Consider the following 14,827-nt stretch of genomic DNA (forward strand, 5'->3'; position numbering starts at 1 on the left):
CGAGGCAACGGGCATTAGGATAGCCTAGGCTCATGGCAGTGGAGGGAGTGGCCGGACGGTCCGTGCTGGTGACCGGCGCCGCGGGCGGCATCGGTGCCGCCGTCGCCCGGATCTTCGAGGAGGCGGGCGCGACGGTCGCCCGGTGGGACACCGCGGGCGTTGCCGGGGCCGACCTGCGCGCGGGCGGGACCCTCGCCGTCGATGTCACCGACGCCGACGCGGTCGCCGCCGGATTCACCGCCACCGAGGAAGCGGTCGGTCCGGTCTCCATCCTCGTCCACGCCGCGGGCGTGCTGCGTACCGGCTCCGGACTGGACCGCGGCGGCGACTGGGACACCTGCATGGCGGTCAACGCGACCGGCACCCGCAACGTGGCTGGCGAGGCAGCCCGGCGGTTCGTCGCCGCCGTCGCCGCAGGCGCCGACCCGGGCGTCATCGTCGGGGTGTCCTCCAATGCGGCGGCCACCCCGCGTGCCGCGATGGCCGCCTACGGCGCATCCAAGGCCGCGGCCACCGCCTACCTGCGCAGCCTCGGGCTCGAGCTGGCCCCGCACGGGATCCGGTGCAACGTCATCTCGCCCGGGTCCACCGACACGCCGATGCTGCGCGGCATGTGGGCGGCGGGGAGCGACGAGTCCGCGTCCGTGATCGCCGGCGACGCATCGGCCTTCCGGCTCGGCATCCCGCTCGGCCGGATCGCGCACCCGGACGACATCGCGCGCACCGCGCTGTTCCTCTGCTCGGACGCGGCCCGGCACATCACGCTGCACGACCTGCGGGTCGACGGCGGCGCAACCCTCGACATGTGACACCTGTAATCCCAACGCACACCGACGACCCCGAGGAGCAACCGGATGGCCATCCCGCCGATCGCGCCGTACGCACTGCCGAGCCGCGCCGAGGTGCCCGCCGACCGGGTGGACTGGGCGCTGGACTCGTCACGCTGCGCGCTGCTGGTGCACGACATGCAGCGGTACTTCATCGACGCCTACGAGCCGGGCACCGAACCGATCACGTCGGTGGTCGCGAACATCGCCGCGATCCGGGACGCGTGCGCCAGGGCCGGGATCCCGGTGATCTACACGATGCAGCCGGGCGACCAGCATCCGTCCCGGCGCGGCATCCTCGCCGACTTCTGGGGGGTCGGGATGGCCACCGGCCGCGACACCGAGGTGATCGACGAGCTGGCGCCCCGCGCGTCCGACATCCAGGTCACCAAGTGGCGGTATTCGGCGTTCCAGCGCACCGACCTGCGGCAGCTGCTCGGGCACTTCGGGCGCGACCAGCTGATCGTGACCGGGGTATACGCGCACATGGGGTGCATGCTCAGCGCCACCGAGGCGTTCATGAGTGATGTCGCCCCGTTCCTGGTGGTGGATGCCACGGCCGACTTCACCCGCGACGAGCATCTGATGGCGCTCGAGTACGTGGCCAAGCGCGCGGGCCGGGTGCCGACCACCGCGGAGGTGGTGTCCGCGATCGACGCGACGACCGCGGTGCGCGACCCCGAGGAGCGGGCCTCGACCACCGCATGAGCGGTGCGGGCCTGCGTCAGCGGGTGACCCCGAGCGCGGCCATGATGGTGCCGAATTTGGTTGTGGTTTCGTCGAGTTCGTCGGCGGGGTCGGAGCCCTCGACGATGCCACCGCCCGCATGGGCGATGACGGTCCTTCCGTCGGCGGCGATCTGCGCGCAGCGGATGGTCACCATCCATTCGCCGTCGCCGGAGGCGTCGGACCAGCCGACCGCGCCCGCGTAGAAGCCGCGGCCACCCTCGACCTCGAGAATCGTGCGCATCGCCTCGGCGGTCGGGGTGCCGCACACGGCCGGGGTGGGGTGCACCGCGAGGGCCAGGTCCAGCGCACCGATCGACCGGTCGCGCAGGGTCGCCCGGATGGGGGTGCCCAGATGCCAGAGGTGCGGTGTCGTGGTCAGGATCGGGGCGTCGGGGGCGTCGATGTCGGTGCACAGCGGTGCCAGCGCGTCCCGGAGTGAGGCGATCACGTAGGCGTGTTCGGCGAGGTCCTTCGCGGACGCGGCCAGCGCGCGTCCGCGGGCGGCGTCGGTCTCCGGGTCGTGGTGGCGCGGCGCGGATCCGGCGAGCGGGTGGCAGGTCACCGTGTCGCCCCGCCTGCGGATCAGGACCTCCGGGCTGGATCCGACCAGCCGCACACCGCAATGGCCGGGACCGGCAGCGGACAGGTCCACCGAGAACCCGTTTCCCGCGGGGTCCGCCGCGACCAGGCGGTCGAGGACGGCCTCGTGCTCGACCGTGGTTCCTGCGATCAACTCGACGGCGCGGGCGAGCACGACCTTGCGGAGGGTGGAGCTGCGCAGCGCCGCGATCGCGTCGGCAACCCGGCGGGCGTGCTCGGCGGGGGAGGGGAGGCTGCGGGCGATCGCGACGTCCCGCGGCGCGGCACGGTGCCGCTGCACCGGCAGCGGACCGTCGGTGACGTCGAGCCGGTGCGGCACGGTCAGCGCGGCGGGCTCCCGGACGTCGAAGGGCAGTGCCCCGACGATCGCCGGGGCGGTGCCCGCGCGCAGGAGGGCGATCGCGTCGCCGGGGTCGGTGAGGGTGTCGTCGACCCCGTACGCGAGGACCGTCCCGTGCGGGCGGGACAGGACGAAATGCGGTCGGGCCGGATCGGGTTCGTCGGTCGACGTGGCCTGGTTCGCAGCCGTGGCGGTTGTCATCTGTCGTTCCTCGCTGGTCGGCGTCCACCACCAACCCCTGTCGCACTGTACTTCGCTTAGGCTAACCTATCGGACGTGAACCGCATCATGCTCTCCGGGAAGATCCACCGCGCCACCGTCACCCAGGCCGACCTGCACTACGTCGGATCGGTCACCATCGACGAGGACCTGATGGACGCCGCCGACGTGCTCGAGGGCGAGCAGGTGCACATCGTCGACATCGACAACGGTGCCCGCCTCGAGACCTACGCGATCGCGGGCGCCCGCGGTTCCGGCGTGATCGGCATCAACGGTGCTGCCGCGCACCTGATCTCGCCCGGTGATCTGGTGATCATCATGGCCTACCGGCAGGTCGACGATCGCGAGGCCGCCGACCTGGTGCCCCGCGTCGTCCACGTGGACCGCGCCAACGCGATCGTGCAGCTGGGCTCCGACCCGGCCGAGCCGGTGCCCGGCGCGGAGGACCAGCTGGCCACCCGCTGACCCGTTAGGCGTGATCGCGACGTCGGTGATCCAGCGACTCGACGGCCTGGTCCCGCAGCGCCCGCACCCTCGCCAGCGCGCCCGTCGCGGGCAGCCGCCAGTAGCCGGACGCGTCGAGCAGGTCCCGCGGGATCCCGAGTTCCTTTGCCACTGAACGCAGTTCGCGCACAATCGCGGCCTCGCCCGCGATCCACATCCAGCCGTCGCCTGCGGTCGGGGCGAGGCGTCGCACCTCGTCCGCCAGCAGCGTCGCATCCGGGACCCCCGGACGGCGGTGCACCCAGGTGACCCCGGCCAGGTCGGCCTGTTCCTCGGCGGATCCGTCCACGAGGACCACCGCGTGCAGGGCGGCCGGATCGTCATGGGTGTCCACGTAGCGTCCGATCGCCGGCAGCGCGGTCTCGTCGCCCGCCAGCAGCCACCAGTCCGCGCCGACCGGCGGAATCGTCGACACCTTCGGGCCTGCCAGGTGCAGCACATCACCCGGCCGGGCGTCGCGCGCCCAGTTGCCCGCCACGCCGTGGCCGTGCACCACGAAGTCGAGGTCGAGTTCGCCGGTGGCCGGATCGAACCGGCGCACCGTGTATGCCCTGGCGACCGGCGCGGGCTTGCGGGGCCAGTGCAGGTGGCCGTCGTGCTGCTCCGGCAGCACCGGCGCGCTCTCGCCCTCCTCGGGAAGAAAGACCTTCACGTAGTCGTCGGCTCCCTCGGTGCGGAACGCGGTGACCTCGTACTTTCCGGACCGGAACGCCTCGAGCTGCTCGCCGCCGACGGTAATCCGGCGCATCCGTGGGGTTACCTCGGTGGTGCGGATGACCCGCAACTCCCGCAGCACGATCGGCAGGTCGAGCCGCCTGGACGGGGTGGTCACCGGCATGCGCTGGGTCCTTTCGTTGGCCGCAACCCACCTTGGGTAGGGTAGGTAATCCTAACCTGCTGGGGCCGGGGTGGCATCCCCGGGTTGCCCGAGAACGTTGAGGAGTCGTCGGTGGAGTCGAGTGTGCAGCACCCGCGGTCGTCCGTCCGGACCGCGCTGTCGTCCGCGCAGGCAGGCATGTGGTTCGCGCAGCAGCTCGACCCGGCAAACCCCACCTTCGTCACCGGCCAGTGCCTCGAGATCGTCGGGCCGCTCGACCCGGCCGTCCTCGCCAGCGCGGTCGACCGGGTCGTCGCCGAGTCGCCGGAACTGCGCACCCGCATCGACGCGGGCGACGAGATCACCCAGGTGCCCGGCGGATGGACGGTGCCGCCCACCGCCACCGTCACCGTCGCCGGGTGGGACGCCGCACTGACCCACATGCGTGCGCGGCTGCGCGAACCGATGGACCTGACCGCCGCCGCCGGGTTCGGTGCCACCGTCCTGGTGCTCGGCGACGAGCATCACGCCCTGTTCCTGCGCGCCCAGCACACCCTGCTCGACGTCTACGGCTACGGCCTGCTCGGCAGGCGCATCGCCGCCGTGTACAACGCCCTCGACGCCGGAACGCAGCCGCCGCCGCCCCGCTTCGACCCGATCGGGAAGGTCGTCGACGAGGACCGGGCCCGCGCCGGGTCGGACCGGGCCGCGGCCGACCGCGACTTCTGGACCGCGGAACTGCGCGGCGCACCCGACGCGACGACCCCCGCCCTCGCGCCTGCGCCGCCCGCGGCGGCGGTGGCGTCGGTGCTGCGCGCGCGGACCGTCACCGTCGGGGCCGACGTGGCGGACCTGCTCGACGGGATCGGCCGAGGGGTAGGCGGCGGCTGGGCCGACGCCGTCACCGCGACGATCGCGGGCCACCTCGCCAGGGTCACCGGGGAACTCGATGTGACACTGGGCTTTCCGTCGATGAACCGGATGGGCACCGCGGCGGCCAGGGTGCTCACCACGGCCGTCAACGTTGTCCCGCTGCGGGTGCCGGTCGACCCGGCCGCCGGGATCGCGGCGCTCACCGCGGTGGTGCGCGCCGCCGTCGCCAGGACCGCGCCGCACACCCGCTACCGCGGCGAGGACATCCACCGGGACCTGCGGTTGCCCGCCACCGCACCGGGACCGGTCGGGCCGACCGTCAACATCAAGCCGTTCGGCGACTCGCTGCGCTTCACCGGTGCCTCCGCGACGGTGCACTCCCTCGCCCGCGGACCGGTCCGCGACATCGCGTTCGTGGTGCGCAGGCTCGACCGCACCGGGGAACTCGAGATCCAGATCGACGCGGACGCGGCGCGGTACACCGACGCCGACCTCGCGCGGCACGCCGCGGGCCTGACCCGGATGCTGCACGCCGCCGTCGCCGCCGACCCGGCACTTGCCCGGGTGACGCTGCTGGAACCCGATGCGCCGCACGCCGTTCCCCGCGGATGGTCGGGTACGGCCGCGCACGACGAGTGCCCCGACGTGCTGTCCCGATTCGACGCGCAGGTCGCGGCCCGACCCGACGCGCCCGCGCTGGTCGCGGGCGCCGAGCGGCTGAGCTACCGCGACCTCGCCACCCGGGTCGGCGCCCTCGCCGCCGAGTTGCGCGGCCGCGGCGCCCGGCCGGAGTCGCTGGTCGCGCTCGCCCTGCCCCGCACCGCCGACGCGGTGGTGGCACTGCTCGCGGTGCTGCGGACCGGGGCCGGGTATGTGCCGCTCGACCCGCAGTTCCCCACGGCCCGGCTCGACCACATGCTCGCCGACGCCCGGCCGGCGATCCTGCTGGCGGCCGGTGACGTCACCGACCGGGTCGAGGTCCCCGAGACCACCGCGGTCGGCGTGCTCACCGGCGGCGCCCCGGTGTGGACCGCGGACCGCCCCGGCGGCACGGCCGGGGGTGGCGGACACCCGGCGACCACCGCGTACGTCATCTACACCTCCGGTTCCACGGGAAACCCGAAGGGCGTCGTGCTGGACCGGCGGGCGCTGGCCCGATTCGTGCACGCGGCAACCGAACTCACCGGAATCGACACCGCAACACGGCTGCTCGCGGTCACCACGCTGTCCTTCGACATCGCCGTGCTGGAACTGTTCGTCCCGCTGTGCGCGGGCGGCACCGTCGTCCTCGCCGACGACGACACCGCACGCGACCCGGCCGCGCTCGCCGACCTCCTCGCTGCCGAGGCGGTCACCGTCATGCAGGCGACGCCGTCGCTGTGGGGCGCGGTGCTCGACCACCCCGGCGCGGACCTGGCGTCGGTCGCGGTCCTGGTCGGCGGCGAGGCGCTGCCCGCCCCGGTCGCGGCCGGTCTCGCGGCCCGCGCCCGATCGGTGACCAACATGTACGGCCCCACCGAGGCCACCGTGTGGTGCACATCCGCGCCGGTACCGGCGCGCGGCGCGTGGTCCGGGTCCATCGGCGGCCCGTTCCCCGGCACCGAGGTCCGGGTGCTCGACCGGTTCCTGCAGCCCGCCGCGGTGGGGGCGGTCGGCGAACTGTACGTCGCGGGACCGCAACTGGCGCGCGGCTATCGGGGGCGGGCGGACCTGACCGCCGCCCGGTTCGTCGCGGACCCGGTGGGCGGCGGCCGGCTGTACCGCACCGGCGACCTGGTCCGCTGGAACGCGGACGGGCACCTGGACTACCTCGGCCGCGGCGACGACCAGGTCAAGATCCGTGGGCATCGCATCGAACTCGGCGAGATCGAGACCGTCGCCGCGACCCTCGGCGCGGTCGCGGCCGCGGTCGCGCTCGCGCGGCCCGACGCCACCGGTGCCGTGCACCTCGTCGGGTATCTCACCGCGGCCGACGGCGCCGTCGTCGACCCGGACGCCGTGCGGGCACACCTGGCCGCCGCGCTGCCCGGCTACATGGTGCCGACGGCGCTGATCGTCCTCGACGAATTCCCGCTGACCCCGAACCTGAAGATCGATCGGAAGGCGCTGCCCGCACCGGATTTCGGTGCCGTCGACACCGGACGCGAGCCCGCCACCGGCACCGAGCTGGCCCTGGCGGGCCTGTTCGCCGACCTCCTCGGCCAGGGCAGCCCCGGCGTCGACGCGGACTTCTTCACCCTCGGCGGTACCTCGCTGTCCGCGACCCGCCTGCTCGCCAGGATCGCGGCAACGCTCGGGGCGACCCTGTCGCTGCGGGACGTGTTCGAGGCGCCGACCGTCGCCGGGCTCGCCGCGCTGGTCGACGGCTCCGACGCACCGCTGACCGGACCCGCGGCACTGCCCCGTCCGGCCGTCGCCCCCCGCGCCGAACTGATGCCGCTGTCCGCGGCGCAGCAGCGACTGTGGTTCCTGCACACCGCGAACGGGCCCTCCGCCACCTACAACGTGCCGTTCGTGCTGCGGCTGCGCGGCCGGGTCGACGAGGACGCGCTGCGCCGGGCGCTCGCGGCGCTGATCGCGCGGCACGAGGTGCTGCGCACCGTCGTCGTCGACCGTGACGGCGCCGGTGCCGCCCGGATCCTTCCCGCCGACACCACGATCGACCTCCGGGTGGTCGACCTCGCGGACGCGGACCTGGAGGCGGCGCTGGCCGCGGCGGCGCGGGTGCCGTTCGACCTGTCCCACCAGATCCCGCTGCGTGCCCACCTGGTGCGCCCCGCCGCCGACCGGGCGGTGCTGCTGCTGGTGATCCACCACCTCGCGGGCGACGAGTGGTCGGCCCGTCCGCTGCTGTCCGACCTGGCCGCGGCCTACTCGGGCGCCGCGCTCCCGGACGCACCGGATCGCATCCAGTACGCCGACTACGCGGCCTGGCAGCACGGCACCCCGACCCGTGCGGAGTCGCTCGACTTCTGGCGGGCAACGCTGTCCGGGGCACCCGAGGAATCGGCGCTGCCCCGCGACCGGCCCCGGCCCGCCGTCCCGACCCACCGCGGCGACGACGTGTGGTGCCGCGCCGGCGCCGACATCGTCGCGGGCCTGCGCGGGCTCGCCGCGGCAACCGGAACGACGATGTTCATGGCCGCCCACGCCGCCACCGCGGTGCTGCTCGCAAAAGTCGGTGCGGGAGAGGACATCATCCTCGGTGCCCCGGTCGCCGGACGCGGCGTCGCCGGCGTCGAGGACCTCGTCGGACTGTTCGTCGACACCGTCGCGCTGCGCGTCGACCTCGCGGGCGACCCGAGCCTCGCCGACGTCCTGGCCCGGGTGCGGCGCACCGACCTCGACGCCCTCGCCCACCAGGACGCGCAGTTCGACGACGTCGTCGACGCGGTGGGCGGCACCCGATCCCTGGCCCGGCACCCGCTGTTCCAGACCCTCGTCCAGCACCGCACCCCGCACCGCGCCCCCGCCTTCGCCGGACTCGAGGTCGAACCGTCCTACCTCTCGACCGGCACCGCCAAGTTCGACCTCACCTTCGAGTTCGTCGAGTACCCGGACCGGCTGGACGTGCGGATCGAGTACGCCCTCGACCTGTTCGACCGGGCCACCGCGGAGGCGCTGGCGCGGCGGCTGCACGCGGTCCTCGCCGCGTTCGCCGCCGACCCCGCGGCGAGGCTGCGCGAGGTGGACGTGCTGCTGCCCGCGGAACGGGACGCGCTCACCCCGACCGCGACGCCCGGCGGGTCGACGCCGCTGCCCGCACTGCTCGACGCCGCCGACGCCGAGTTCGGCGAGCGGGTGGCCCTCGTCGCCGCCGGGGTCGAGCACGGCTACGCCGCCGTCGCGGCGCGGGCGAACCGGGCCGCACGGGACCTGATCGCCCGCGGCGTCGGCCCCGGCGACATCGTCGCGGTCGCCGCGTCCCGGACCGCGGCGACCGTCGTTGCCCTGCGCGCGGTGCTCGCCGCGGGCGCCGCCTACCTGCCGATCGACCCCACCTACCCGGCGGCCCGGATCGAGCACATGCTCACCGACGCGGCGCCTGCGCTGGTGCTCGTCGACGCGGGCAGCGCCGCGCTGATCGCGGCGCTGGCGGGCGCCGCACCGCTCGTTGCGCTGCCCGACCTCGAGGACGCCGCGGCGGGGCGGGCCGCGGGCGCGCTCGGCGACGATGAGCGGATCCGCCCCGTCACGGGCGCCGACCTCGCCTACGTGGTGTACACGTCCGGATCCACCGGGACCCCGAAGGGGGTCGCGGGAACCGCTGCGGCCCTGGCCAACCGGCTGCGCTGGCAGCGCGACCTGTTCGCGCACGACGGCGCGGACGTGCGGCTGGCGAAGAGCTCGCTGAGCTTCATCGACGGATCCACCGAACTGCTCGCGGGCCTGCTGTCGGGGGCGCGCCTGGTGCTTGCCGACGACGACACCGCTCGGGACGCCGCCGCGCTCGCCGCGCTGATCGCCGAGCACCGCGTGACCGGGGTGACCGCGGTCCCCGGGCTCGCCGCGGTCCTCGCCGAGCATGCGGCCGGGCCGACGGGTCTCGGCGTGCGGACCTGGTTCCTCAGCGGGGAGCCCCTCGAGGCGCGGGTGGTGGACGCCCTGGCGGGCGACGGCGTGACGATCCACAATTCGTACGGCTCCTCGGAGGTTGCCGGCGACGTGAACGTGTGGGCCGCGACGGGCACCGAGCGGGTGCTGATCGGCGCCGCGATGCCCGGGGTCGACGAGTACCTGCTCGACCCGTACCTGTGCCCGGTCCCGGACGGTGTGGTCGGGGAGCTGTACGTCGGCGGCGTCCAACTCGCCCGCGGCTACCTCGGCAGGCCCGACCTGACGGCGTCCCGCTTCGTCGCGAACCCGTTCGGTGGCGGCGACCGGCTGTTCCGCACCGGTGATCTGGTGCGCCGCACCGCCTCCGGTGCGCTCGCCTTCGTCTCCCGCGCCGACAACCAGGTGAGTCTGCGCGGGTTCCGGATCGAGCCGGGCGAGGTGGAGGCGGCACTGACCTCCCACCCCGCCGTCGACCGGGCGCTGGCGATGGTGCGGCGCGGGGCGACCGGAGCCGACCAGCTCGTCGGGTACGTGACCGGGGCCATCGACCAGGCGGCCCTGCGGAACCACCTGCGGAACCTGCTGCCGGACTACATGATCCCGTCGGTCTTCGTCGTGCTGGACGCGGTGCCGACGCTGCCCAACGGGAAGGTCGACCGGGACGCGCTGCCCGCACCGAGCCGGTCCGAGCAACGCCGCGAGCCGGCCACGGTGGCCGAGCGGGAGTTCTGCGCCGTGGTCGCGGACCTGCTCGGCCTGCCGGCCGTCGGCCCGGACGAGGACTTCTTCGCGCTCGGCGGCAACTCGCTGCTCGCCACCCGACTGTCGGCGTCGCTCCGGTCCCGGCTGGGCCGGGAGGTGAGCATCCGGGAGGTCTTCGACCTGCGCACCCCGGCCCGGCTCGCGGCGCAGACCGGTGCCGCGGCGACCCGGCCCCCGCTGGTGCCGCGCGAGCACGGCGACCTGTCCCCGATGTCCGCCGCGCAGGGCAGGCTGTGGTTCCTGTTCCAGCTCGAGGGGCCCAGCGCGACCTACTCCATCCCGTTCGCGATGCGGCTGCGCGGCGGGGTGGACGTCGAGGCGCTGCGGGGGGCCCTCGGTCATCTGCTCGCCACCCACGAGGGGCTGCGGACCGTCTTCACCGCGGGCGACGGCCACATCGGGTTCCAGCGGGTGCTCGAGGTCGACGACGTCGAGGTGCCGCTCATCGTCGCCGACGTCGCCGCCGCCGACCTCGACGCGCGCCTGGTCGCGGAGACCGGGTATCCGTTCGACATCACCACCGAGCTGCCGCTGCGGGCGGTGCTGCTGCGCACCGCCGCCGATGACGCGCACCTACTGCTGCTGGTGCACCACATCGCCGCCGACGAGTGGTCGGCGCGGCCGCTGATCGCCGACCTCGCCGCCGGGTACTCGCACCTGCGCGGCGCGGACACCGCGCTGCCGCTGCCGCCCCCGGTGCGGTACCGCGATGTCAGCGTGTGGCAGCCCGAGGTGCTCGGCGACCCGGATGACCCGGGCTCGCTGGTCGCCGCGCAGCTCGACCACTGGCAGTCGGTGCTCGCCGGGCAACCGGAGGAGCTGACGCTGCCGTACGACCGGCCCCGGCCCCCGGTGTCGAGCTACCGCGGCGGCGCGGTCCCGTTCGAGGTGGACCCGGGCACCACGCGCGCCCTGGACGCGGTCGCCGCCGCCGCTGGCGTCACCCGGTTCATGCTCGTGCACACCGCGGTCGCGGTGCTGCTGCGGGGTCTCGGTGCCGGGGACGACGTGGTGGTCGGCTCGCCGGTCGCGGGCCGCACCGACACCGCCGTCGAGCGGGTCGTCGGCTTCTTCGTCAATACCCTGGTGCTGCGCACCGACCTCGGCGGCGACCCGACCGTCACCGACCTGCTGGCCCGGATCCGCGCAACCGACCTGGATGCCTATGCGCACCAGGATGTTCCGTTCGATCAGCTGGTCGAGCGGATGGCGCCCGCCCGGTCTCTCGCCCGGCAGCCGCTGTTCCAGGTGCTGGTCCAGTACCGCGACGAGATCGACCCGATCACGATGGCCGGACTCGACGCGGCACCGGTGTTCGTCGAGACCGGCACCGCGAAGTTCGACCTGACCTTCGAGCTCGCCGCCGCGGACGGCGGCGGCCTGCGCGGGCGGGTCGAGTACGCGGACGACCTGTTCGACCACACCACCGTCGAGGCGTTCGCGGCCCGGCTGCGCCTGCTGCTGCGCCGGATCGCGGACCGTCCTGGGGCGCGGCTGTCGGCACTCGACCCGCTCACCGACGACGACCACACCGCGCTCGCCGGAGCGGAATCCGGTCCTGCGGTATCGGTCTCGGACCGGACGCTGCCGGAGCTGTTCACCAGGCAGGTCGCCGACACCCCGGATGCGCTCGCCCTGATCGTCGACGAGACCGGGCAGGAGCTGACCTACGCGCAGCTCGACGCGGCGGTCGCTGCCCTCGCCGGGCAGCTGACCGGCGCGGCGGGCGGCGTCGTCGCGGTCGCGGTGCGGCGCAGCGCCGCCCTGGTGGTCGCGCTGTTGGCGATCCACCGGGCCGGTGCGGCCTACCTGCCGCTGGATGACAGCTACCCGGCGGAACGGTTGTCCTACATGGTCTCCGACGCGGACCCCGCCCTGGTGCTGCGCGGGCCCGATGTCGCCCCGCTCGACGTCACGGCGCCGGTCCTCGAGATCGACGCGGACGGGCGGGTGCTGCGCGAGGCCCGGACCGGGGGCGGTGCGCGGCGCCCGGTGGTGCACCCCGACGCGGCGGCCTACCTGCTCTACACCTCCGGCTCCACCGGACGACCGAAGGGCGTGCTCGTCTCGCACCGCGCGATCGGCAACCGGCTGGCGTGGATGCAGGCCGAGTACGGGCTGGCCGCGGGGGATCGGGTGCTGCAGAAGACACCCTCCGGATTCGATGTGTCGGTCTGGGAGTTCTTCTGGCCGTTGATCACCGGCGCCACCCTCGTGGTGGCCCGGCCGGACGGGCACCGCGACCCGCGCTACCTGCGCGAGGTGATCGACCGCCGCGCGGTCGGCACCGTCCACTTCGTGCCGTCGATGCTGGCGGCGTTCCTCGACGAGCTCGCCGAATCCGGCGGACCGCGGCCGCGTCTGGCGCGGGTGCTGTGCAGCGGTGAGGCGCTCACCGCCGACCACCGGGAGCGGTTCCATGCGCTGGTCGACGCGGAACTGCACAACCTGTACGGGCCGACGGAGGCCGCGGTCGACGTCACCGCCGCCGCACTGGAACCCGCCGGAGCGGGCTCGTGGGTGCCGATCGGGCGGCCGGTGTGGAACACCCGGGTCGTCGTCCTCGACGACCGGCTGCGCCGGGTGCCGCCCGGGGTGGTCGGCGAGTTGTACCTGGGCGGCGTGCAATTGGCGCGCGGGTACCACGACCGGCCCGCGCTGACCGCCGACCGGTTCGTCGCCGATCCGGACGGCACGGCGGGGGAGCGGCTCTACCGCACCGGGGACCTGGTGCGGTGGCGGCCGACGACAACGGCGGGCCGGGAGCCGGTCCTCGCGCTCGACTACCTTGGTCGCACCGACGGCCAGGTCAAGCTCCGTGGCCAGCGCGTCGAACTCGGCGAGATCGAGTCGGTGCTGCTCGGCGACGAGGCGGTCGGGCAGGCGGTGGTCGTTGCCCGGGCCGGGCGCCTGTGCGCCTACGTCGTGCCCGCCGCCGGTCGCGCGGTTGCGGCGCCGGACCTGCTGGCCGCCGCCGCGATCTCGTTGCCGGAACACATGATCCCGACCGCCGTGACGGTCCTCGACGCGCTGCCGTTGACCGCGAACGGCAAGCTGGACCGGGCCGCGCTCCCGGACCCGGCGCTGCCCGACACCGCGCAGCGGCGCGCCCCGGACGGCCCGGCGGAACAGGCACTGTGTGCACTGTTCGCGGAGGCGCTGCGGCTGGACGAGGTCGGCGCCGACGACGACTTCTTTCTCCTCGGCGGGGACAGCATCATCTCGATCCAGGTGGTCAACGCGGCGGCCCGGCGCGGCATCAGCTTCGGGCCGCGGGAGATCTTCCAGTGGCGGACCCCGGCGGCGCTGGCCAGGGTCGCCGAGTTCGCGCCCGCAGCTGCGGGCGCCGACACCGGGCCCCGCGACGCCGCGGAGACCGGACCGCTGCCGGTCACCGCGCTGGTGCACCGGGCACGGGAGGCGGGCGTTGGCCCGGCCGGGATCGGGGCGGTCCTGACGATCGCGACCCCGGCGGGCGCGGGCCGCGCGGAGGTGCTGGCGGCGCTCGGTGCGCTGATCGACCTGCACGACGCGCTGCGGCTGCGACTGACCCGGGTGGCGTCGGTGCTGTGGTCACTCGAGATCGGGGAGCCGCCGCTCCCGGTGGAGGTGCTCGCGGACGGGGACCCGGCGCACCCCGGCCCGGACGCCCTGGTGGCGGGTCTCGACCCGGAGGCGGGCCGGATGCTGGCCGCCGCGTGGCGGGATGCGGGCGCCGACGGCGGCGAACTGCGGCTCGCGGTGCACCCGTTCGCGGCGGACGACCGGTCGCTGGCGGTCCTGCGCGACGACCTGCAGCGCCTGCTGCACGGCGAACCCGTCTCCCGGCCCGCCGCGACCGCGCATGGGCTCGCCCATCGGGTCAACGCGCGGGCCCAGGATCCCGCGCTGATGGCCGAACTCGCGCACTGGTCGCAGGTGCTCGCCCCCGGCGGTGCGCTGCGGCTCGGCGTGCCCGCGGTCCCGGTGCCCGGCCCGCGCGGCGAGGTCGTCGTCGCGGCGGACGCGCCGGACGTGCCCGCCGCGGACCGGGAGGCGCTGGCGTTGACCGCGCTCGCCGCCGCGGTCGCGGAGTGGCGGGGTGCGGCGGGGGAGCTGACCGTGGAGCTGCGGCGGGATGCGCCAGCCTCCGGCGAGCCGGACCCCGACGACACCGGCACGGTCGGGCCGTTCGAGGTCGGCGTTCCGGTCCGGCTTCCCGATCCGACCGGGCCGTCGGTGCTGGCCGCACTGGACGCGGCGCCGTCCGCCGCGGGTTACGGCATGCTCCGGTACCTGAATGCGCAGACGGCGCCGGTGTTCGCGGCGTTGGCGCGCCCGGAGGTGAGCCTGCGGGTGGCGGACGCTCGCCTGCCCGGGCAGGCGGCCGTCGACCCGCGCCAGCTGGACGTCACGGTGGCCTTCGCCGCGGATGGTTCTGGGGTGACCGTCCGGCTCGACCACGACACCACCGCGGTGCCGGAGGCGGACGCACGGGTGATCGCCGCGGCCGCTGCCGCGCGGATCGGGACGATCGGGACGATCGGGACGCCGGGGAGGGCGGGATTGAGTACCGTGTCCTAGTTTGGTTAGGCTAACCAGAACTTCTGGTGGGTGGTC

General features: G+C 74.7%; 6 protein-coding genes. 4 read left to right on the forward strand and 2 right to left on the reverse strand.

Annotated elements, in window-relative coordinates:
- Window positions 1-32 precede the first annotated feature (32 nt).
- Together ACFWQG_RS01185 and ACFWQG_RS01190 are read left to right on the forward strand one after the other, a co-directional pair.
- The gene (locus ACFWQG_RS01185; protein ID WP_378505736.1) at window positions 33-809 is read left to right on the forward strand and encodes an SDR family oxidoreductase; all 777 of its coding nucleotides are present in this window, start codon (window positions 33-35) and stop codon (window positions 807-809) included.
- Between the two features lie 45 nt (window positions 810-854).
- On the forward strand, window positions 855-1,535 hold the full coding sequence (locus ACFWQG_RS01190; protein WP_378505737.1) for an isochorismatase family protein: 681 nt from the start codon (window positions 855-857) through the stop codon (window positions 1,533-1,535).
- 16 nt (window positions 1,536-1,551) lie between these two features.
- On the opposite strand, the gene ACFWQG_RS01195 is transcribed toward ACFWQG_RS01190, so the two are convergent.
- Complete coding sequence (locus ACFWQG_RS01195; protein ID WP_378505738.1) at window positions 1,552-2,697, reverse strand: isochorismate synthase MenF; 1,146 nt, start codon at window positions 2,695-2,697, stop codon at window positions 1,552-1,554.
- Between the two features lie 75 nt (window positions 2,698-2,772).
- Here ACFWQG_RS01195 and panD point away from each other — a divergent pair, with 75 nt between their 5' ends.
- A complete protein-coding gene (panD, locus tag ACFWQG_RS01200; RefSeq protein ID WP_378505739.1) occupies window positions 2,773-3,180 on the forward strand; it encodes an aspartate 1-decarboxylase in 408 nt (135 codons plus the stop codon).
- A 4-nt stretch (window positions 3,181-3,184) separates the two neighbouring features.
- Here the strand turns inward: panD and ACFWQG_RS01205 are convergent, their stop codons facing one another.
- Window positions 3,185-4,057: a siderophore-interacting protein gene (locus ACFWQG_RS01205; RefSeq protein ID WP_378505740.1), complete on the reverse strand. Its 873-nt coding sequence runs from the start codon at window positions 4,055-4,057 to the stop codon at window positions 3,185-3,187.
- Window positions 4,058-4,141: 84 nt separating this feature from the next.
- Here ACFWQG_RS01205 and ACFWQG_RS01210 point away from each other — a divergent pair, with 84 nt between their 5' ends.
- Window positions 4,142-14,791: an amino acid adenylation domain-containing protein gene (locus tag ACFWQG_RS01210; RefSeq protein ID WP_378505741.1), complete on the forward strand. Its 10,650-nt coding sequence runs from the start codon at window positions 4,142-4,144 to the stop codon at window positions 14,789-14,791.
- Window positions 14,792-14,827 lie beyond the last annotated feature (36 nt).

This window comes from Rhodococcus sp. NPDC058532, from assembly GCF_042719255.1.
Lineage (GTDB): Bacteria > Actinomycetota > Actinomycetes > Mycobacteriales > Mycobacteriaceae > Rhodococcus_G.

Coding starts and splice junctions, on each gene's coding strand:
- ACFWQG_RS01185 (WP_378505736.1), top strand. CDS start 33: ATGGCAGTGGAGGGAGTGGCCGGACGGTCCGTGCTGGTGACCGGCGCC.
- ACFWQG_RS01190 (WP_378505737.1), top strand. CDS start 855: ATGGCCATCCCGCCGATCGCGCCGTACGCACTGCCGAGCCGCGCCGAG.
- ACFWQG_RS01195 (WP_378505738.1), bottom strand. CDS start 2,697: ATGACAACCGCCACGGCTGCGAACCAGGCCACGTCGACCGACGAACCC.
- ACFWQG_RS01205 (WP_378505740.1), bottom strand. CDS start 4,057: ATGCCGGTGACCACCCCGTCCAGGCGGCTCGACCTGCCGATCGTGCTG.